Source organism: Bradyrhizobium sp. S69, assembly GCF_009766005.1.
GTDB lineage: Bacteria > Pseudomonadota > Alphaproteobacteria > Rhizobiales > Xanthobacteraceae > Bradyrhizobium.
Map to the genome: position 1 here is coordinate 427,153 of NZ_LMUK01000041.1, position 18,454 is coordinate 445,606.

Below are 18,454 nucleotides of genomic sequence, written 5' to 3' on the forward strand. Positions count from 1 at the left end.
GGCGAGGTTTTGCTTGACCACGCCATTCTGGCATGATCGTCTGATGTCTGAAATGACATATTTCCCTCATTTAGAGACGCGCACCCCCGAGGCCTCGTCATGATCGGCGTTCTGGTGTTTCCCGACTTTCAGTTGCTCGACGCCGCCGGCCCGATTTCGGTGTTCGAGATCGCCAGCCGTCTGGCCGGCGCGGCGCCATCGATCAGGACGATCGCGGCTGTGCCGGGGCCAGTGCGCAGTTCGGCCGGGGTCGAATTGCTGGCGCGAGGTTTTCGGCCGTCCACGGCGATCAGCACGCTGATTGTGGCCGGTGGCAGCGGCGTCAACGATGCGTCGAAATGCGACAAGACGCTCGGCTTCCTGCGCGCGATGGCCAAACGCGGCGTCCGCATCGCCAGCGTCTGCTCGGGCGCGTTTATCCTTGCCGAAGCCGGCCTGCTCGACGGCCGCAGAGCCACCACGCATTGGCAGCGCACGCGGCAATTCCTCAGCCAGTATCCCAAGGTGAAACTGGAGCCCGACCAGATCTTCGTGCGCGATGGCGATATCTGGAGTTCGGCCGGGATCTCAGCCGGCATCGACCTCGCGCTGGCGATGGTTGCGGAAGATCTCGGCGACGAGATTGCCAAGAAGGCCGCGCGCCAGCTCGTGCTCTATCATCGCCGCAGCGGCGGCCAGTCGCAATTCTCCTCGCTGCTGGAATTGAAGGCGCCGTCGGGGCGGTTCGGGCCGCTCTTGAGCTGGGCGCGCGAGCACCTCGATGCGCCGCTGACGGTGGAAGCGTTGGCCGAGCAGGCCGGCATGAGCACGCGGCATTTTGCCCGCGCCTTCATCGCCGAGACCGGCACCACGCCGTCAAAGGCGGTGGAGCGGCTGCGGGTCGAAGTGGCGCGCCAGCAGGTGCAATCCTCCAGCGAGGCGATCGAACGCGTTGCCGAGACCACCGGCTTTCGCGATCCGGAACGGATGCGCCGCGCCTTCATCCGCGCGTTCGGCCAGCCGCCGCAATCGCTGCGGCGAGCGGCGAGGGCGGGTTAGCTGGGGGCGGGAGCCGATCAATTCAGTTGGTCGGCGGCCGTCGCTTTGTTGCGCATTGCGGAGCCGGACTTCGCGGGAGGTCCGAAATGCCACGGCCAGAGGCCGAGGTTGCCCTGCCGTCTGGATATGAGGCGGATACCGAAGAATCTTCAAAAGAATGCCGCTCGATGTCGGATTGCGGGACCCTGGTTCGTCTTCCGGGCGAGCCATCGGCTCATTCGGAACCAAAAATAGTCAGGACCCTCAGAATGACTTCAATTACACCGTTCCTCTGGTTCGATAACAACGTTCCTCAGGCTGTGGCCTTTTACAAATCGGTGTTTCCCAACGCCAAGGTCGAAAACGTCAATGATTTTATGGCGACCTTCGAGCTCGAAGGACAACGGTTTAATGCCCTCAACGGCGGACCAAAGTACAGATTCAACGAGGCGGTTTCTTTCTTCATCAGCGTCGAAAGCCAAGAGCAGGTGGATTACTTTTGGGACCGACTAACCGCGGATGGTGGAGAGGAAGGCAATTGCGGATGGCTCAAGGACAAATTCGGCCTTTCCTGGCAAGTCGTACCGACCGCGCTCGGCCGCTTTCTAGGTGACTCCGATCGCAACAAAGCCAATCGCGCTATGCAGGCAATGTTGAAAATGCGCAAAATCATCATCGCCGACCTCGAAGCGGCGTTCGCAGGTGGAGCTTCGAATAATCCCGGATAACTCTGGACGGCTTGCTGCCGGGATATTGAGAGGCGCCCCGTTGGGGCGCTTCAGCCGCATTTCCAAGCACGCCAGACCCCGTCACCCCTGGGATTCTCCGGCCGTGTTCAAGTCCGCCCGGTTTGGTTCAGCCCGATTATTTCCGTCTCCAGCAATAACGGATTTCGCTGGCGTCGGCCGGCATGTCGAGCCTTCATCGAATCCAGCGTTGGACTTCGTGCAAATGAGCCCTGGTTCTAATTCGTCTCCAACAGCCAGAGCTTGCGCGCGAGCTATCGTTGCGATCATTGCAACGGCGGTGCGGGCGGCGGCGAGCCGTGAAAGCTTGCAGGTCTTTTGCGAGCCAGACTTTTGCGAGCCAGACTAGAGCGGCATTTTGCACTCTGTACCGGCGGGAAATGCCGTCGCCGCCGGGATGGTTGAAAGTATCTCGTACCAGGCATGCGGCTCGGTGAGCTGCGCCGAGCTTTTGACCTTGGCAATGTAAAGGTCGTGCATCACCATGTGGTCGCTGGCGCGGAACTCGCCGCCATGCGCGAACATGTCATCGAATTTGTGCCCGTCCAGCGCGTGGATCACGGCATCGGATTCCGTGGTGCCCGCGGTTTTGACCGCGTTCAGCCATTGCAACGTTGCGGAGTAGTCGGCCGCCTGAGCGGCGGTAGGCCGAAGCCCGTTGTGACTGCTGGTAAACCGGTCGGACCAGGCGCGGGCCGCGGGGTCCAGGTTCCAGTACCACGGCACGGCGGCCACAACCCCCGCATAGCCGTCTTTGACCCGGTCCACGTCGGAAAGATACAGCAGCGCCGTCGTGATGGTTGCTTTCAGCCCAGCCTTTGTGAGGACCGTGATCCCGACGTCGCCCTTTGCCGCGTCATCGAACACCGCAACCACATCGGGACTGAGACCGCTGATGTCGCCGAGGGCGGCCGAAAAATCCTGCTCGGTGTTCTGGGCGGCTACGACGACGGATTTAACGACCTCGCCGCCATGCGCGACAACGATGGGGGACATCAGCGCCGCGCCGCCTTTGCCGAAGCCGGTGTCCTCGGCAATCGTCGCCCAACGCTTGTTTTGGGGCTGTGCCATCAGGTAATTCGCGGTTGCCGTCGTGATGGAAGGCAGGTCGAACGAGTAGTGGTAGAAATACTTGCTGCAAGCGGCACGGCTGAGGGCAGGGTTAGCCGCGATGGTGCTGATCGCGAGCTTTCGTCGCTCGGTGGCCACCTTGGAGATTTCGGTTGCGATCGGCGAGTTCTGCACATCCATCAGCAGGTCGGCGCCGGCATCATAGGCTTGCCTGGCGAGCGCAGGTGCCTCTGCCCCTTTGTTGTGATCGTTGAGCGCATCGACCAATACGGGTCGGCCGAGTACGGAGCCGCCGAAATCGGCAACCGCCATCCGCGTCGCATCCACTCCGCCACGGCCCGATCGCGCGTCGTACAGATCGTCGTTCAGATCCGAGATCACGGTGATGCGGATCGGCGCCGGATCCGCCGCATGAGCGATGCCGCTGAGTGCCGTAGCCGCCAACAGGCAAACCATCGATTTAGAGATCATGCGACATCCTTCTGATCGCGATAATAGGAGGCAAGTTGCGCTTTGCAGCCTGCCGAACGCTGGAGACAGATTACCCTATGTCTTCCGAGGCAAATCAAACCACGGTGAAGGCAGCGCTGTCATGACGGTGTGAACCCCACTCCATGCGAGGTTTGAATCAGCCAACGTCGATTGCGGGGGATTTGCTGCCGTCGCTCGCGGCACGAAGCGATCTGCCTTTGGTTGGGTACGAGTGAGCCCGCAAATGAGTCTTGGCTCTAATCCGTCTCCAACAGCCCGAGCTTGCGTGCGAGCCATTCCGTCGTCGTGGCCTGGATCAGGATCGTCATCAGGATCGCGATGAAGGTGACGGAGGCGATCATCGGCGCGCCCGGGGCCTTCATGCCGAGCAGCAGGCCGGCCAGTGCGGCTGGGATGACACCGGTCTCGCGGGTCCAGCACATGAACAGCATCTCGCGAGAGCTCCAGCGCGCGCGACGGTCCGGCAACGCGCACAAAAACACCGTCGCCGGGCGCGCCACCAGCATCAGCACGGCGACGACGGCGATGCCCTTGAGCCAGTGCTGGCCGATCAGCACGAAATCGACCTGCGTGCCAAGCAGGATGAAAATGAACAGGCGCATGATGAACGCCGTGGTCGAAACGAATTCGTCGAGCTTTTGCGCTTCGCCGGCCTCCATCTTGAAGCCGAACGTCTCCTTGTTACCGAGCATGATACCGAATACGAACACCGCCATGAAGCCTGAGGCCTGCAAACCGTCGGCGGCGAAATAGGCGGCGATCACCGCGGCCAGCGTGACGACCGGCGCATATTCGGCCAGGAAGGCCCATTTTTCGTGGGCGATCAGCAGCGCGGCGAAGTAGCCAAGCGCAATGCCGGCGACGATGCCGATGACGGATTGCTTGAGAAGATCGACGATCGAATCCGTCAGCGAGAATTTTTCACCTCCGATCGCGACCGCCAGCACCGTGAAAGTCAGGATCGCAGCCATCGCGTCGTTGAACGCGGATTCGCTCATCACGGTCTGCGCCACCCGGTCGCGAATTCGGACCTGGCGGAAAATCGGCACCAGCGTCGCCGGATCGGTCGAGGCGATGGTGGCGGCCAGCAGCGCCGCCACGCCGAGCGGAATACCGAGAATGAAATGAGCGGCAATGCCGGTGATGCCGGCGGTGATCAGCACGCCAATTGTGGCGATCACGACAATGGTGATCCAGACCTGTTTCAGGACTTGCAGGCGCAACGCTGCGCCGCCATCGAACAGGATGTAGCTGGCGCCGAACAACAGGATGATCTCGTTCAGCGCAGAGTCGGCCTTGATGTCGATCAGTCCCAGCGCCTGCGGGCCGAGCGCGATGCCGACCACCAGAAACACCGCGACGTCGGGAATCCTGATCTTCTGCGCGACAAAGGCGGCGAGCGTGCCTACGGCCAGAATGAGGCCGCATGACAGCAAAATATGCCTGGCGATTTCGATGGAGGCGGAAGTTTCCAATGGGCGGTCCAAAAAGTTGATGCGGATGTCATCTCGTCAGACGACAATCCGCCCACAACAACGCTGCCTGACACGCCACGACTTGGCAAGCGCGCCAGCGGCCGGCAACTGACAGTCTTATGAGGGGGACGCCATGAATGTCGCGTGCCAACGCGGACGAGTTGCTTGCGCGATCGAGGCCTTCCGTGATCCGCGCGCTCTGACACCAATGGAGTTTGGTTTGGCGGTCCAAAATTATCGGTCAGATCCTGGAATCAAAGCCCCGTTGGAATCGAACTGCGCCGCGTGAGGAACATACGCATCGGAAGATGAGTCGTCGTCCTGTATGTGCTCAATGTAGTTGAACCGCCAGCCGTGCGCCAGCATGCAACTGTTGAAGGCACGGCTCTCGTAAGCCTGCTGGTGTAAGGGATCGCATTTCTCGGTCGCGGTATCACTGCTGTCGTGCTGTTGGCGGTTTCGCACATCATGGTAGTGGTACATGATGGTGGCGTTCGCTGAGAGCGTGCTTATGAGCAGGGCCGGGATGATGATGAGGGCACGCATGATGTTCTCCTGTGAACATCTGTCGGCGCCCGCCACGGGTAAGTTCGATCGGTTACGCAAACGTAATCTGGTCTGAAGCGGTCAGTTCAACGTCCTCAACCAGACCCCGATGTCGCTGGCGGCGACGTTGGCCTGTTGCAGCAATTTTCCCATGGTGAAGAAGCCGTGGAATTGGCCGGGGAAGGTCCGGTACGTCACGGCGACGCCGGAATCTTTCAGGCGCGCGGCGTATTCATTGCCTTCGTCGCGCAGCGGGTCGGCGCCTGCCGTGAGCACATAGGCCGGCGGCAGCCCCGCCAGTGTTTTGGCGCGGGCCGGCGAGGCGCGCCAGTCCTGGCCGTCGGCTGCGCTGTTGAGATAATGATCGCGGAACCATTTTATAACCGTGTGGGTCAGGAGAATGCTGGTCTCGGGTTCGCGATGCGAGGGATGGGTCATCGCGAAGTCGGTCGCGGGGTAGATCAGTACCTGACCGGCGATCCCAGGACCGTTGCCGTCGCGCGCCGATAGCGCGACCACCGCGGCGAGATTGCCGCCGGCACTGTCGCCGCCGACCATCAGCCGCGATGCGTCGATGCCGAGCGATGCGGCGTTGCCGGCGATCCATGTCGTCGCATTGATCGCATCATCGACCGCGGCGGGAAACTTGTGCTCGGGCGCCAGCCGGTAATCGACCGAGATCACGATCAGTTCGCCTTCATGGGCGAGCTTGCGACACACCACGTCGTGCGAGTCGAGATCGCCGATCACCCAGCCGCCGCCGTGAAAGAACACCAGGCACGGCGCGAGGCCATTGGCTTGCCGCAGCTTGATCGGCCTGTAGATGCGCGCGGGAATGGCGCCCGCCGGGGAGGGGATCGAAAGCGCCGCAACCGACTTCAGTTCGGGCGGCTCAGGATTGGTGACGGGGCAGGCCTGCAAATAGAACGTGCGCGCCTCGGACGGGGTCAACGTCTCGTAGGCCGGGCGTCCCGCCTCCTGGAACGCTTTGTAGACCGCGGCGGAATCGGCATCGAGTACAACGGGCATGCTGGCAAAACCTTTTGGGTTGGCAAAACTCTACGATTGAATCCAAGCGTCAGGCAGCCGTGCGGCCGCCGTCCACGGTATAGGCCGAGCCCGAGACATAGCTTGCTTCGTCGGAGGCCAGGAACGCCACGATCGAGGCGACTTCGGAAGCGTGGCCGAGCCGCCGCGCCGGAATACGCTCGACGATCTTTTCGTTCGGGGTCGGCGCGTTGCCGGGATTGCGGCCCTCGATGATCGCGCTCAGCATCCGGCTGTCGATCATGCCCGGGCAGACGCAATTGACGCGCACGCCGGTCGCGGTGCATTCCCACGCCGCGCTCTTGGTCAGCCCGATCACGGCATGCTTGCTGGCGCTGTACACCGCGATGTGCGGCGATCCCACCAGGCCCGCGATCGAGGCGGTGTTGATGATGCTGCCGCTGTCGTTCTTCAGCATCACCGGCAGCACGTGCTTCATCCCCAGGAACACGCCGACCACATTGACGTCGAGCACCCGGCGAAACGATTCAAGCGAATACTCAGTGATCGGCTTGACGTCGCCCTCGACGCCGGCGTTGTTGTAGAACACGTCGATGGTGCCGAAGCGGTCGAGGCAGGCCTGGACGTAGCCGGCGACCTCGTCCTCCTGCGTGACATCGGCGGTGACGGCGAGCGCTTCGGCCGCGGGCGGCAGATCCTTGATCGCGGCGGAGAGGTCCTCGCGCTTGCGGTCGACTGCGACAATTCGCGCGCCGCGTTCGGCCAACAGCCGCATGGTCGCGGTGCCGATGATACCGGCCGCGCCGGTCACGACGGCGACCTTGCCGTCCAGACGAATTCGATCGGGCATGTCCTAACGTTTCCCCAGTTGTTCCGGTTGTCCCGGATTTTGATGGCCGGCGCGCGGGACGCGACCGGCTTTGATCATCTGGATTATTTCATGCGCCGTCAGGGCTGACCAGTGGGGGCGGCTGAGGCGGATAACCCGCCCTTTCCCCGCCGTATTCGGCGTGTTAACCGGTTGCCCTTGGGGGGCTGATCAATTTTACAATGGCCCTAGCCCGATTCGCCCTTTAAAGCCGCGCGAGATGCTTCGAACCATTGCCCTGACTGGCTTTGCGGCCTTGCTTGCCGCCACATCGATTGCGCTTGCGCCGCCCGCGCGGGCGCAGATCGGCAATATTTTCTCCGATCCCGCGCCGCGCCCGCCCGGCAATGTCCCCCGGGGCAATCAGCAGGCCGCACCGGACGACGAGGAAGAGGTTCCGGAACTTCCGCAGGGCCGGCTGCTACCAGCCCCCAACCGGCCGCTGCCGCCGGCGCAGGGTGTTCCCGCGCCGGGCTCGGTGCAGTCGCAGCCCTTGGCGCCGCCGCCGGGTACCACCATCATTCCGCAGAATGCGCCATCGGGCGTCGCGGTCACACCGCCGCAGCCCGGCCAGGGACCCGGAGCAGTCGCGGTTGCGCCGTCCGGGCGCAATGCGCAGCCGGGGCAGGGCCAGGCCAAGGGCGTGCCGCAGGCGCCGCCGACGCTGCAGCCGGGCGATGAGGTCGTCACCGAGCCGCCGGCGCAGAAGATCATCAACAAGAAGGCGAGTTTTTCGGGCCTCGACAAGATCACCGGGCGCATCATCAATTTCGACGAGGATATCGGCGAGACCGTTCAGTTTGGCGCGCTGCGGGTCAAGACCGACGCCTGCTACACCCGCCCGGCCACCGAATCCGCCAACACCGATGCCTTTGTCGAGGTCGACGAGATCACGCTGCAGGGCGAGGTGAAGCGGATCTTTTCCGGCTGGATGTTCGCGGCAAGCCCCGGCCTGCACGGTGTCGAGCATCCGATCTATGATATCTGGCTGACCGACTGCAAAGGCCCCGAGACCACCATCGTCAGCGCGCAGCCCGATACGCCGAAACCGGCCGCCGCGCCGCCGCCGGCGCAAAAGCGCGCGGCACCGCGACAGGCCCCGCGTCCACCACCGCCGCCGGTGCAGCAGCAGACCCAACAACAGCAGCCTCCGCCGCCGCCCCCGCCGCAGCAAAACGGCGGCTTGTTCGGGATTTTCCGGCAGTAAGAGCGTTCGAGTTCGCTTCACGACGTCTAAGCGTTCGGCGTGAAGGGCCGCGCGGCGCGTGCAGGTCGAACGCTGCGTGGATTGGACGGCAAACATGTCCGTCATACGATCGATCATGATGCGCCCATTGCAAACTGGATCGTGCTCGCCTGCGCGCCATGCTGCCATCACGAGGCGCTTCGGCTTCAGGCGGCGCTTTCATGTCGCATTAGCGCTGCTGTTCTGGCCGCTTCCAAGTCTCGCAGATCCCGCGGCCGACGTGCCGTCCGTCAACCCCTCCAGCATGCCGCGCATCGGTACGGTCGATCAGCGCTTCCAATCCTACAACATCGAAATGGTCGAAATCACCGGCGGGCGATTTTGGCGGCCCTATCAGTCGCGCGCAGATGACGCGCCCGCAGTGTCCGGATCGCAAACGCCGTTGGGGGTCGATGCGAAGCTGTTTCAATATCGGCGGCCGATCGACCTGACCGCGGCGCGGCTGCGTAGGCTCGCGGCAGCGCTCGGACCTGCCTATGTCAGGATCAGCGGCACCTGGGCCAACACCACCTATTTTGCCGACCAGGACAAACCGCCAGCGCTGCCGCCGGCCGGATTTGGCGGCATCCTGACCCGCGCGGAATGGCACAACGTAATTGAGTTCGCCCGCGCCGTGGACGCCAGGATCGTGACCTCGTTCGCCATCAGCACCGGCAGCCGCGATGCGGCCGGAAGCTGGACACCGGATCAGGCGCGGCGCCTGATCGGCTATACCGGTGCGATCGGCGGAAAGATCGCCGCCGCCGAATTCATGAACGAGCCGGATCTCGCCGCGATGGGCGGCGCACCCGCGGGCTACGATGCCGACGCTTACGGACGGGATTTTAGGCGCTTCCGTTCGCTGCTCAAGCGCACGACGCCGGACACCCTGATCCTGGGTCCCGGCACCATCGGCGATTCCGCGACCGCATCGCGGTTGCTGGCGGCGTCCGGTCCGGGCCTCGATGCGTTTTCCTATCATTACTACGGCGCGCTGTCGGCGCGATGCCACGGCAACGCCACGCCGGAAGCCGCCCTTTCGCAAGACTGGCTCTCGGGCACCGATCGTGCGCTGGCCTCGAACAAAGCGCTGCGCGACCGCTTCGCGCCCGGCAAGCCGATCTGGCTGACGGAGACCGCGGATGCTGCCTGCGGCGGCAATCCGTGGGCGACGAGCTTTGTGGATACATTACGCTATCTCGATCAGCTTGGACGGCTGGCGCGAGCAGGCGTGCAGATCGTCATGCACAACACGCTGGCGGCGAGCGATTATGGCTTGCTCGATGAAAACACGCTGCAACCGAGGCCGAAATATTGGGGCGCGCTGCTGTGGCGACGATTGATGGGAACCACCGTGCTCGACGCCGGCGTGCCGTCTCACACTGGCCTTGATGTCTACGCGCATTGCCAAAGCGCTGTGCCGGGCGGCGTCTCGCTGCTGGTCATCAACACCGATCGCGCCGCGCCGCACCAGCTCATGCTGGCCAACGCCTCGCTGCGCTATACGCTGGACGCCGCCGATCTGAACGATGCCGAGATCAGGCTCAACGGCACCACGCTCGCGCTCGACCCGCGCGGTGGACTACCCGATATCAGGGGCATGCCAGTGGCCGCCGGCATCGCGAACTTCGCCCCCGCCACCATCACCTTCCTGGCCATTCCCGCGGCGGCAAACCGCGCCTGTCGCCAGCCGGCATGAACCAACGGGGCTATGTTGGCAACGGCCGGCCGGCGTGGCATCTTCGTCATAACGAACAGCATTTTTGGGGGAGATCATCTTGCACCGTCGCGCCGTTTGCTTTCGATCGACTGTGTTGGCGCTGTTGGGTGCAATCTGCGTTGCTCACGCAACGTCTCCCGCTGACGCAGCCGAGTCGGAGCGCTGCCGGGAGCTCAACCGCAAATTCGAAATCAGCAAGCCTCAGATCACGGCGATCGAGATTTCGCTGACGCTGTTTTCGGCAGCCGACGGCAATTGCGTTGATCTCGCGACGCTGTTGCTGGACCAGGGCGCGTCGGTCGACGCCCGCGACCGGATCGGTGCCCGGCCGCTCAGCCACGCCGCGCGATCCGGCCATATCGAGATGCTCGACCTTCTGCTCACGCGTGGCGCGCCGATCGATGCCCGTGATCTCAACGGCGCGACGGCGCTCTACCAGGCTGCCGATCGCGGCCAAACCGCGGTGGTGCAACGGCTGATCGAGCGTGGCGCCGATGTCCATCTGACCGGACGGAGCGGCGTTTCTCCGGTAGCGGCGGCGGCCTATGCGGGGCGGGATTCCATCGTCAAGATATTGCTCGGCCACGGGGCTGACGCCCGCGCTCCCGACGATACCGGCAAGCCACCGGTGATCTATGCGGCTGCCAGCGGCCGGCTCGACATCGTCAAGCAGTTGGTAACGGCTGGCAATGTCGAGCTCAATGCCCGCTATGCCAACGATCTTAGCTTGCTGATGTGGGCATCCGGCCCGGATGAGAAAATTCCGGAGGCGCAGGCGATCGAGGTTGTCTCGTATCTGTTGGACAGCGGTGCCCATATCGATGATCGCGACGACCGCGGACGCACCGCGCTGATGATCGCTGCCGAAGGCGGCCACGCGGCGATCGCCGATCTATTGCTGGCGCGAGGCGCGGATCCGTCGCTGAAGGACAAGGTTGGAAAACGCGCCGCCGATCTGACAATGCTGTCGTCGCTGCGCGAGAGACTGACGCCGCGTTAAGGCTAGAGCGGGATGAGATTAGGTTGAATCGGAGCGCGCGCTTCGCTTCACCTCTCCCCGGCGGGGAGAGGTCGATTTGCTCCCGGCGATGCGAAGCATCGTCCGGCGCAAATCGGGTGAGGGCCCTTATGCTAAACGAGAGGCCCTAACCCCTCACCCGGCGCTATGCGCCGACCTCTCCCAACGGGAGAGGTGAAGGGAAATCGCGGCCGCTTCAAATCAACAATCATCGGTCTCCAGTCATAGACCGGACAGATATTCCTCGAGTGCGGCGAGATCGTCAGGCGACGTCGCATTCATCAAATCCGACATGCCCGGATTGTTGCCGCGGGCGTGGCTGCGGAAATCGGCGATGGTCTTTGTGAGATAGTCGCGACCCATGCCGGCCAGGCGCGGCACCGTGCCGTCGCCCTGAAAGTGATCGAGATGGCAACCGGTGCAACCGACGGAGGCGTTGGCTTTCAACGCCCGTTCGGAAACATCCTTCGGCGCGCGCGGCTGGCCGAGATCGGGCCATGGTTTTTTGGAGAAATAATCCGCGATCGCCAGCATCTCGTCGCGCTCGAAGGCCGAAGCGATCGGCTGCATGATGTCGCTCTTGCGGTCGCCCCGCTTGAAATCGCGCAGTTGAATGTAGATGTAGCCCTGCTGCTGTCCCCAGATCGTCGGGATCGTCTTGTCGATCGGTTTGCCGTCGGCGCCATGGCAGCCGGCGCAAATCTGGGTTTTCTCCTCGATGCTCTGAGCGTTCGACGGCATGGCGCCGATCAGGATCACGGCCAGCGCGACGACGCCGGACATCCACCACTTCAATCCGCCGTGCATCAATCCATTCCAATCAAGGCCATCAAAAGAAGCGGGACCGCGATCGGGTCCCGCTTCGTCGCGTGTGATCGCTTGTTCGCTCAGTCGAGCGAGAAGGCGATGATGTTGTTACCGCGGTGGAAGTCAACCTGGGTGTTTCCGCCCGCGCCGACCACGATGTACTGCTTGCCGCCCACCGAGTAGCTGGAAGGTGGCGCGTTGACGCCGGCGCCGGCATGGAAGCTCCACAGTTCCTTGCCATTGGACGAATTGTAGGCTGCGAACTTGCCGTTGCCTTCACCGGTGAACACCAGACCGCCGGCGGTTGCAAGAATGCCGCCGATCATCGGCTCCGGCGTCTTCACCTGCCATTTGATCTTGCCGGTGTCGTAATCGACGGCGGTGATGTTGCCGGACTGCTTCTCGCTCGGGATCACCTTGAAGGCGCCGCCCAGCCACAATTTGCCGTTCGGGTAGGGCGAGCTGTCGACATGGTAGGTCATGGGCTGATGCAGGTTGATGGCAAAGGCCAATTCCTGCCCGGGATCGGTGGCGATCGGCGACCATTCGACACCGCCATTGGCGCCCGGCAGCATCCGGGCGCCGTCCTTGGTCGGAAGCACCCACATGTTCTCCTGCGGCACCATGGCCTCGGAGAAGCGGATCAGGCTGCAATCCTTGCGGTCGTGAACATAGATGTGCCCGGTCTTGCCGGCATGGATCACGCCCGGGATGGTCTTGCCGCTCTTGTCCTTGACGTTGACGAGCACCGGCGGGCTCACCGCATCGAGATCCCAGACGTCGTGGGAGATATACTGGGAGTGGCAGACATATTTTCCGGTATCGAGATCGAGCGAGACCAGCGAGTCGGTGTAGAGATTGTCGCCGGGACGATTGGATCCGTCGAGGTCCGGTGAGGGATTGCCGACCACGAAATAGATCCGGTTGGTGGCAAGATCGACCGCGGGATTTTGCCAGACGCCGCCGCCGAGTTTGGCGTAGGGGTCGCCGGTCTTGGCGAGCTGGGCCTTTTCGGCCTGGATATCGCGATGCATGTCGCGGCCGGTGGCATCCTTGGTGGCCCAGACGCCGACCGAATTTTCCGGAACAGTATTGAACGTCCAGATCAGCTTGCCGGTCTTCGCATCATAGGCTTTCAGGAAGCCGCGGATGCCGTATTCGCCGCCGTTGGTTCCGATCAGGACCTTGTCCTTGACCACGGTCGGGGCCATCGTTTCGCTGTAGCCGAGTTCGGGATCGGCAATCTCGGTGCTCCAGACTACATCGCCGGTCTTGGCATTGAGGGCGACGAGCTTGGCGTCGAGGGTGGCGACGTAGACGAGGTCGCCGAGCACCTGCACGCCGCGATTGTTGGGGCCGCAGCAATAGGTCGTGATCGGGCCCATCTTGTGATTGTAGTGCCAGAGTTGCTGGCCGGTCTTGGCGTCGAGCGCGTAGACGTGGCTGAACGAGGTCGTCACATACATCACGCCATCGACCACGATCGGGGACGTCTCCAGCGATTCCTTGACGTCGGTCTGGAAGATCCAGGCGACGTGCAGGTTCTTCACATTGTCGCGCCCGATCTGCTTGGCGGGGTAAAACCGCGTCTGGGCGTAATTGCCGTTGGTCAGCAGGAAATTCTTGCTGTTCTTGTCGGCCGCGTTGAGCTGCTCCTGCGTCACAGGCGAAACCGCCGCGACACCCGCCGCCGATTTGGCTTCCTGCTTGGTTTCCTGCTGCGCGTAGCCTGGCCCCGCGAGCATGCCGGCCAGGCCGACAAGTGTCGCGCATACAAAAGAATGCTTGTTCATATTTTCCCGCCCCGGTTTTTCGTCGATATCGACCGGCGTTCTTTGCAATGCCGCCGGTTCCATTCAAATCTGACGCCGTCTGGCAAGCATGACAAGTACAAAAGGGAAAAAGTCCTGAATTATTGGGGAATTATATGGGCTGCCGCGCGGGTCGCGAATAGTGCGTCGCAACATAGCGACATCGCGTGTCGATCTCGGCTTGGTCAGCGGCGAGGGGATTGAACGCGGCCGGCATTCAGATCGGCGAAGGCCGATCTGAAAGCACTCGCGGGCGATCGCCGTCTAACCGCGCTCGGCGATGATCCCGAGCGCTTCGGCGCCGCTGATCGGGCGATCAAGCGGCAGCTTGGCGAAATCCGCCGTGCCGGCGACGGCTCTGTCGAGCAGTGCTCCATAGCGTCGCCGCGGGATTTCGACTGCGCCGAAGCTGCGCAAATGCTCGGTGACATATTGGGTGTCGAGCAATTCGAAATCGCCTACGATCAACCGCGCCACCAGATGCACCAGCGCGACCTTCGAGGCGTCGCGGGCGTGATGAAACATGCTTTCGCCGAAGAAGGCGCGGCCGAGGTTGACGCCGTACAGTCCGCCGACCAACGCGTCATTCTGCCAGACCTCGACGCTGTGGGCGTGCCCGCGTTCGTGCAGCCCGTAATAGAGGTCGCGAATGCGCTTGTTGATCCAGGTGTCGTCGCGCCCCGGCTGCGGCGCGGCGCAGCCGGATATCACCGTCTTGAACGCGGTATCGACCGTGACGACGAAGGCGTCGGAACGCACGGTGCGGGCCAGCCGCGAGGAGATGTGAAAGTTGTCGAGCGGGATCACGCCGCGCATTTCCGGCTCGACCCAGAACAGCGTCGGGTCGTCGGCGCTCTCCGCCATCGGGAAGATGCCGCAGGCGTAGGCGCGCAGCAGCACATCGGGCGTGATTTCGGAGGAGGCGGAGTCGCGCGACGTCATGCCCCACAGGTTAGCAGAAATCTGGGCAGATGTGCGACTGGCGGGTAGGGGGCCTGCCTGGAACGCCACCGAGCCCGATGGTCAAGCTGCGACAACCGGATTATTCCAGGCAGCTTTTGACGAACTCCTTGCGCTGCGGTCCGACGATCTTCTGGTCGATCGCCTGTTTCAGGCAGTCGATGCGCGCCTGCGCCACGCAAAGCTGCATCTGATCGTGCCGTTCCTGCCCCTGCAATCCTTGCGACGCGGTGCGGCAGGCAAAACGCTTGCTGCTCGGGACAGGAACCGCTGCGGCCGGCGCTGCGGTCGCAGGATCTGTTGTGACGGGAGTGGTTGGGGCTTGCGCATAAGCGGTCGCCGCAATCGCCAGCGACGCGGCGACCGCGGCAAGTAAAATTCTCATAGCGATCTCCGACCGAAAGGCTTCGTCTTAACTGGGCCTCTCCGCCTGAACGCGGCGTGAATGCGGGCGCGCGATATCGTGATCGAGGCGCGGGGAATAATGAGCTCAATCGGGCGGCTTGGTGGTCATCTGCGCCGGACGCCGTTGGTCGAGCCTCAGCCCGAGATGGCGGCCGCAGGCTTTTCCGCCGGCGCATTGACCCGGCGAAACTGCAGCAGGATGCGGGTGCCGGCGTGGTCGGGATCGCGCTCGACGCTGGCGTCGAGTTTGGTCGCCATCGCGGTGACGATACGCTGCCCCATACCGGTGGAGCGCGGATCCGCCTTGACGTTGAGGCCGACGCCGTCATCGGCAATCGACAGCAAGACCTCGTCGTCTTGCGCCTTGAGCACGACGTGAATAGGGCCGGCGCCGTCGGGGTAGGCGTATTTGACCGCGTTCATCACCAGCTCATTGACGATGATGCCGATAGCCACCGCTCGATCCGGATCGATCTCGATCGGCTCGGCCTTCAGGGTCAGCCGCGACATCCGGTTGCCTTCTGCCGAACGCCGGAGATCCTCGAGCAGCGCTTCGAGATACTGGTTCAGCATCACGTTCTTGAGGTCATGCGAGGTGTAGAGGCGGCGGTGAACCTGGGCTACCGCGGCGACGCGTCCCATCGCATTGGTCAGCGCGGCCTTGACGTCGTCCTGCGCGGAAGAGCTCGCCTGCAGATGCAGCAGCGAGGCAATGATCTGCAGGCTGTTGCCGACCCGATGATTGACTTCGCGCAACAGCACCTCACGCTCGGCGGCAAGCGCGGCATAGCGGTCGCGCGAGGCGTGGACTTCGGCTTCGGCGTCGTCGCGGGCCTTCCGGATCTGCGCCTGGCGCAACGCGCCGTTGACGGCGACCTGAAGCAGCGGAATGAAATCGCCCAGGACGTCCTTGACCAGATAATCGGCCGCGCCTGCCTTCAGGGCGGTGACCGCGATGCTGGAATCCTGCGATGCGGTGACGAACACCACCGGCGGCGCATCCGGGATCGCCAATATCCGATCGAGGGTTTCGAGACCGTCGAGACCGGGCATGTGTTGATCGAGCGCGATGACATCGATGCCGCCTTGCCCCAGCCGGTCGAGCCCCTGCTGGCCGTCGGCGGCATGGACCACGCAAAAGCCAAGCCGTGTCAGGCCGCGTTCGACCAATCGCGCCAGCGCTGGATCGTCATCGATATACAGCAATGTGCACGGTGCAGTAGCAATGGTCATGGGGCGGCTTGCGGAACCTGGATAACGGAGAAGAACAGTCCGAGCTGGCGGATGGCGTTGGCAAAGCTTTCGTAGTTCACCGGCTTGGTGATGTACACGTTGCAGCCCAGTTCATAGCAACGCTTGATCTCCTGGGCGTCATCCGTTGTCGTTAGCACAACGACGGGCGCGCATTTCAGGTATTTGTTTTCCTTGACCCGGCGCAGGATGTCGATGCCGGTCATGTCAGGCAGATTGAGGTCGAGCAGGATCAGCAACGCCTGATCCTTGTGGTTGACCCCGGTACCGTCGCTGCCGAACAGATGGTTCACCGCGGCCGTACCGTTGGTGAACGGCAGGATCTCGTTGTTGACGCCGGAGCGGCGGATGTTGCGCTCGATCAGGCGGGCGTGGCCCTCGTCGTCCTCGATCATGATGATGGTGACTGGCTTGGTCATGTATCTCCCTTGCGCATCGTGTCCCGGTTTCGGTTGCTGGCCGCCCACGCGATCGGCAACGTTATCGTAAAAGTGCTCCCGGTGTTAAGTTCCGAGGCCACCGACATGGTTCCACCGAGCCGCCGCACCAAGGCGCGAACATGGGCCAGCCCGATACCTTGCCCCGCTTTGTCCTGGGTTCCGGCGCGGCGGAACAGGTCGAAAATCCGCTGGTGATCCTTGGGATCGATCCCGCGGCCGTTGTCGGCGACCTCGAAAATCGCAAAGCCGAGCTTGGTACGGGCGCGGATCGCGATGTCGCCGGGCACGCCCGGCTTGAGGTATTTCAGCGCGTTGTCGATCAGATTTCCAAATATTTGCTCCATCGCGAGCCGATCGCTGACGAGGTTCGGCAGCGGTTCGATCCTGATTTGCGCTTCGGCTTCGGCGGCCTGATGCGCCATAGTGGCCACGATGCCTTCGATCAGTTCGCGGGTGTCGATCTTCACCGGCTGGAATTCGCGGCGTCCCTCCCGGGTCAAATTGAGGATCGCCGTGATCAGGCGATCCATCTTGCCGATCGACGATTTGATGAAGCCGAGCGCTTCGGTAAAATCCTGCGAGAGCTGCTTGTCTTTTCCATCGAGCGGCAGTTCGACATCTCCGCCGCCGGCCGGGACCAGCGGCGCGGAATCGCTCGTGTGGGCCAGCGCCGCGATCCGCCGGAAGATGTCGCCGCGCAACTCCTCGAGTTCGCTGGTGAAGCCCATGATATTCACCAGCGGCGAGCGCAGATCATGGCTGACGATATAGGCAAAGCGCTGAATCTCGTTGTTGGCCTCGCGCAGATCGGCGGTGCGTTCGTCGACCGTGGCTTCCAGATTGAGGTTGTTGTCGCGCAATTGGGCTTCGGCATCGTCGCGGGCACGGGACGAACGCCGCACCAGGAAGATCGAAATGGCGGCCAGCGTAACCACGAGACCGGAGCCCACCACGGTGACGATCGACGCCAATTGCTGGGTGCGATCGGCGGTATGGGTGCGCTGGGCAAACAGCTGGTTCTCTTCGGCTCTCATGGCGCCGGCAACATCGTCGATGCGCCGCACTGAATCCTCGGCGCCGGACTCATGCAACATCGCGACGCCGCCGGGAATATCGTGGCGCGTCGCCAATTCGATGGCCTTGGCAAATTCGTCGAGCCGGGATTCCACCGGCCCCTGCAATTGCCTGATGTTCTCGATCTGAACTGGGTTATCGAGGCTCAGGCTGGCGAGCTTGTCGAGATCGGGCACAATGCTACGCGATACCGATTTATAATCGGCCAGAAATTGCGGGTCGGTGGTCAGAAGGTAGCCGCGGGTGGCGCTTTCGGCCTGGCGGATTTCCAGCAGCAGCGCGTTCAACTGGTTCTCCACCTCGACGGTGTGAACCACCCAGCCATTATCCTTGCGGGACTGGGTTACCAGCACCACGGACAGGGCGCTGATCGCGACCAGCACCAAAAATCCCGCTGAAAGCAGCAGGATTTGACCCATCGCACGCCGTCGCGTGGCAGCAATGGTTAGAAGTGTCTCGCGCAGCGAAATCAGCTTTCCCCCCACGGGATGGTCCCGGCAGGTCGGAGAACGTCGATGTG

Annotated in this window: 17 protein-coding genes; 5 read left to right on the forward strand and 12 right to left on the reverse strand. The window is 62.9% G+C overall.

The window, feature by feature from the left end; genetic code table 11:
- The first annotated feature begins 99 nt into the window (after window positions 1–99).
- Together GSQ88_RS19520 and GSQ88_RS19525 are read left to right on the forward strand one after the other, a co-directional pair.
- Window positions 100–1,038, forward strand: coding sequence for a GlxA family transcriptional regulator (locus GSQ88_RS19520; RefSeq protein WP_159009344.1), 939 nt, complete (start codon window positions 100–102; stop codon window positions 1,036–1,038).
- A gap of 248 nt (window positions 1,039–1,286) precedes the next feature.
- Complete coding sequence (locus GSQ88_RS19525) at window positions 1,287–1,745, forward strand: VOC family protein (protein WP_159009510.1); 459 nt, start codon at window positions 1,287–1,289, stop codon at window positions 1,743–1,745.
- A 363-nt stretch (window positions 1,746–2,108) separates the two neighbouring features.
- Here the strand turns inward: GSQ88_RS19525 and GSQ88_RS19530 are convergent, their stop codons facing one another.
- The 5 genes from GSQ88_RS19530 to GSQ88_RS19550 all read right to left on the reverse strand — a co-directional run bounded on the left by GSQ88_RS19530 (window position 2,109) and on the right by GSQ88_RS19550 (window position 7,205).
- The gene (locus GSQ88_RS19530) at window positions 2,109–3,305 is read right to left on the reverse strand and encodes an ABC transporter substrate-binding protein (RefSeq protein ID WP_159009345.1); all 1,197 of its coding nucleotides are present in this window, start codon (window positions 3,303–3,305) and stop codon (window positions 2,109–2,111) included.
- A gap of 257 nt (window positions 3,306–3,562) precedes the next feature.
- A complete protein-coding gene (locus tag GSQ88_RS19535; protein ID WP_159009346.1) occupies window positions 3,563–4,801 on the reverse strand; it encodes a cation:proton antiporter in 1,239 nt (412 codons plus the stop codon).
- Between the two features lie 234 nt (window positions 4,802–5,035).
- Window positions 5,036–5,347, reverse strand: a complete 312-nt coding sequence (locus tag GSQ88_RS19540; protein WP_159009347.1) for a hypothetical protein — start codon at window positions 5,345–5,347, stop codon at window positions 5,036–5,038.
- An 81-nt stretch (window positions 5,348–5,428) separates the two neighbouring features.
- Window positions 5,429–6,376, reverse strand: coding sequence for a LipP1 family hormone-sensitive lipase (gene lipP1, locus GSQ88_RS19545; protein ID WP_159009348.1), 948 nt, complete (start codon window positions 6,374–6,376; stop codon window positions 5,429–5,431).
- 49 nt (window positions 6,377–6,425) lie between these two features.
- On the reverse strand, window positions 6,426–7,205 hold the full coding sequence (locus GSQ88_RS19550; protein ID WP_159009349.1) for an SDR family NAD(P)-dependent oxidoreductase: 780 nt from the start codon (window positions 7,203–7,205) through the stop codon (window positions 6,426–6,428).
- Between the two features lie 238 nt (window positions 7,206–7,443).
- On the opposite strand from GSQ88_RS19550, the gene GSQ88_RS19555 reads away from it, so the two are divergent.
- From GSQ88_RS19555 to GSQ88_RS19565, 3 genes are all read left to right on the forward strand, one after another.
- Window positions 7,444–8,430, forward strand: coding sequence for a DUF2155 domain-containing protein (locus GSQ88_RS19555; protein ID WP_159009350.1), 987 nt, complete (start codon window positions 7,444–7,446; stop codon window positions 8,428–8,430).
- Window positions 8,431–8,524: 94 nt separating this feature from the next.
- Window positions 8,525–10,147, forward strand: a complete 1,623-nt coding sequence (locus GSQ88_RS19560) for a glycosyl hydrolase family 79 N-terminal domain-containing protein (RefSeq protein ID WP_246784877.1) — start codon at window positions 8,525–8,527, stop codon at window positions 10,145–10,147.
- Between the two features lie 79 nt (window positions 10,148–10,226).
- Entirely contained in the window at window positions 10,227–11,168 is a 942-nt protein-coding gene (locus tag GSQ88_RS19565) for an ankyrin repeat domain-containing protein (RefSeq protein ID WP_159009351.1), read from the forward strand.
- A gap of 240 nt (window positions 11,169–11,408) precedes the next feature.
- Here GSQ88_RS19565 and GSQ88_RS19570 read toward each other — a convergent pair whose 3' ends face one another.
- From GSQ88_RS19570 to GSQ88_RS19600, 7 genes are all read right to left on the reverse strand, one after another.
- Window positions 11,409–11,993, reverse strand: a complete 585-nt coding sequence (locus GSQ88_RS19570; RefSeq protein WP_246784878.1) for a c-type cytochrome — start codon at window positions 11,991–11,993, stop codon at window positions 11,409–11,411.
- Window positions 11,994–12,073: 80 nt separating this feature from the next.
- Window positions 12,074–13,786 carry a pyrroloquinoline quinone-dependent dehydrogenase gene (locus GSQ88_RS19575; protein WP_159009352.1) on the reverse strand — a complete coding sequence of 571 codons (1,713 nt, stop codon included), beginning with the start codon at window positions 13,784–13,786 and terminating at the stop codon, window positions 12,074–12,076.
- Window positions 13,787–14,068: 282 nt separating this feature from the next.
- Window positions 14,069–14,746 (reverse strand): leucyl/phenylalanyl-tRNA--protein transferase, encoded by a 678-nt coding sequence (aat, locus tag GSQ88_RS19580; protein ID WP_159009353.1) that lies wholly within the window; start codon window positions 14,744–14,746, stop codon window positions 14,069–14,071.
- Between the two features lie 100 nt (window positions 14,747–14,846).
- Window positions 14,847–15,149 carry a hypothetical protein gene (locus GSQ88_RS19585; RefSeq protein WP_159009354.1) on the reverse strand — a complete coding sequence of 101 codons (303 nt, stop codon included), beginning with the start codon at window positions 15,147–15,149 and terminating at the stop codon, window positions 14,847–14,849.
- Between the two features lie 155 nt (window positions 15,150–15,304).
- Window positions 15,305–16,402 (reverse strand): sensor histidine kinase, encoded by a 1,098-nt coding sequence (locus tag GSQ88_RS19590; RefSeq protein WP_159009355.1) that lies wholly within the window; start codon window positions 16,400–16,402, stop codon window positions 15,305–15,307.
- A complete protein-coding gene (locus GSQ88_RS19595) occupies window positions 16,399–16,839 on the reverse strand; it encodes a response regulator (RefSeq protein ID WP_159009356.1) in 441 nt (146 codons plus the stop codon). Before GSQ88_RS19595 ends, GSQ88_RS19590 begins: the two co-directional genes overlap by 4 nt.
- On the reverse strand, window positions 16,836–18,353 hold the full coding sequence (locus tag GSQ88_RS19600) for a sensor histidine kinase (protein ID WP_159009513.1): 1,518 nt from the start codon (window positions 18,351–18,353) through the stop codon (window positions 16,836–16,838). The genes GSQ88_RS19595 and GSQ88_RS19600 overlap by 4 nt, the downstream gene beginning before the upstream one ends.
- Window positions 18,354–18,454 lie beyond the last annotated feature (101 nt).

Coding starts and splice junctions, on each gene's coding strand:
- GSQ88_RS19525 (WP_159009510.1), top strand. CDS start 1,287: ATGACTTCAATTACACCGTTCCTCTGGTTCGATAACAACGTTCCTCAG.
- GSQ88_RS19595 (WP_159009356.1), bottom strand. CDS start 16,839: ATGACCAAGCCAGTCACCATCATCATGATCGAGGACGACGAGGGCCAC.
- aat (WP_159009353.1), bottom strand. CDS start 14,746: ATGACGTCGCGCGACTCCGCCTCCTCCGAAATCACGCCCGATGTGCTG.
- GSQ88_RS19540 (WP_159009347.1), bottom strand. CDS start 5,347: ATGCGTGCCCTCATCATCATCCCGGCCCTGCTCATAAGCACGCTCTCA.
- GSQ88_RS19550 (WP_159009349.1), bottom strand. CDS start 7,205: ATGCCCGATCGAATTCGTCTGGACGGCAAGGTCGCCGTCGTGACCGGC.
- GSQ88_RS19555 (WP_159009350.1), top strand. CDS start 7,444: ATGCTTCGAACCATTGCCCTGACTGGCTTTGCGGCCTTGCTTGCCGCC.
- GSQ88_RS19600 (WP_159009513.1), bottom strand. CDS start 18,353: ATGGGTCAAATCCTGCTGCTTTCAGCGGGATTTTTGGTGCTGGTCGCG.
- GSQ88_RS19585 (WP_159009354.1), bottom strand. CDS start 15,149: ATGAGAATTTTACTTGCCGCGGTCGCCGCGTCGCTGGCGATTGCGGCG.
- GSQ88_RS19530 (WP_159009345.1), bottom strand. CDS start 3,305: ATGATCTCTAAATCGATGGTTTGCCTGTTGGCGGCTACGGCACTCAGC.
- lipP1 (WP_159009348.1), bottom strand. CDS start 6,376: ATGCCCGTTGTACTCGATGCCGATTCCGCCGCGGTCTACAAAGCGTTC.
- GSQ88_RS19520 (WP_159009344.1), top strand. CDS start 100: ATGATCGGCGTTCTGGTGTTTCCCGACTTTCAGTTGCTCGACGCCGCC.
- GSQ88_RS19560 (WP_246784877.1), top strand. CDS start 8,525: ATGTCCGTCATACGATCGATCATGATGCGCCCATTGCAAACTGGATCG.
- GSQ88_RS19590 (WP_159009355.1), bottom strand. CDS start 16,402: ATGACCATTGCTACTGCACCGTGCACATTGCTGTATATCGATGACGAT.
- GSQ88_RS19575 (WP_159009352.1), bottom strand. CDS start 13,786: ATGAACAAGCATTCTTTTGTATGCGCGACACTTGTCGGCCTGGCCGGC.
- GSQ88_RS19570 (WP_246784878.1), bottom strand. CDS start 11,993: ATGCACGGCGGATTGAAGTGGTGGATGTCCGGCGTCGTCGCGCTGGCC.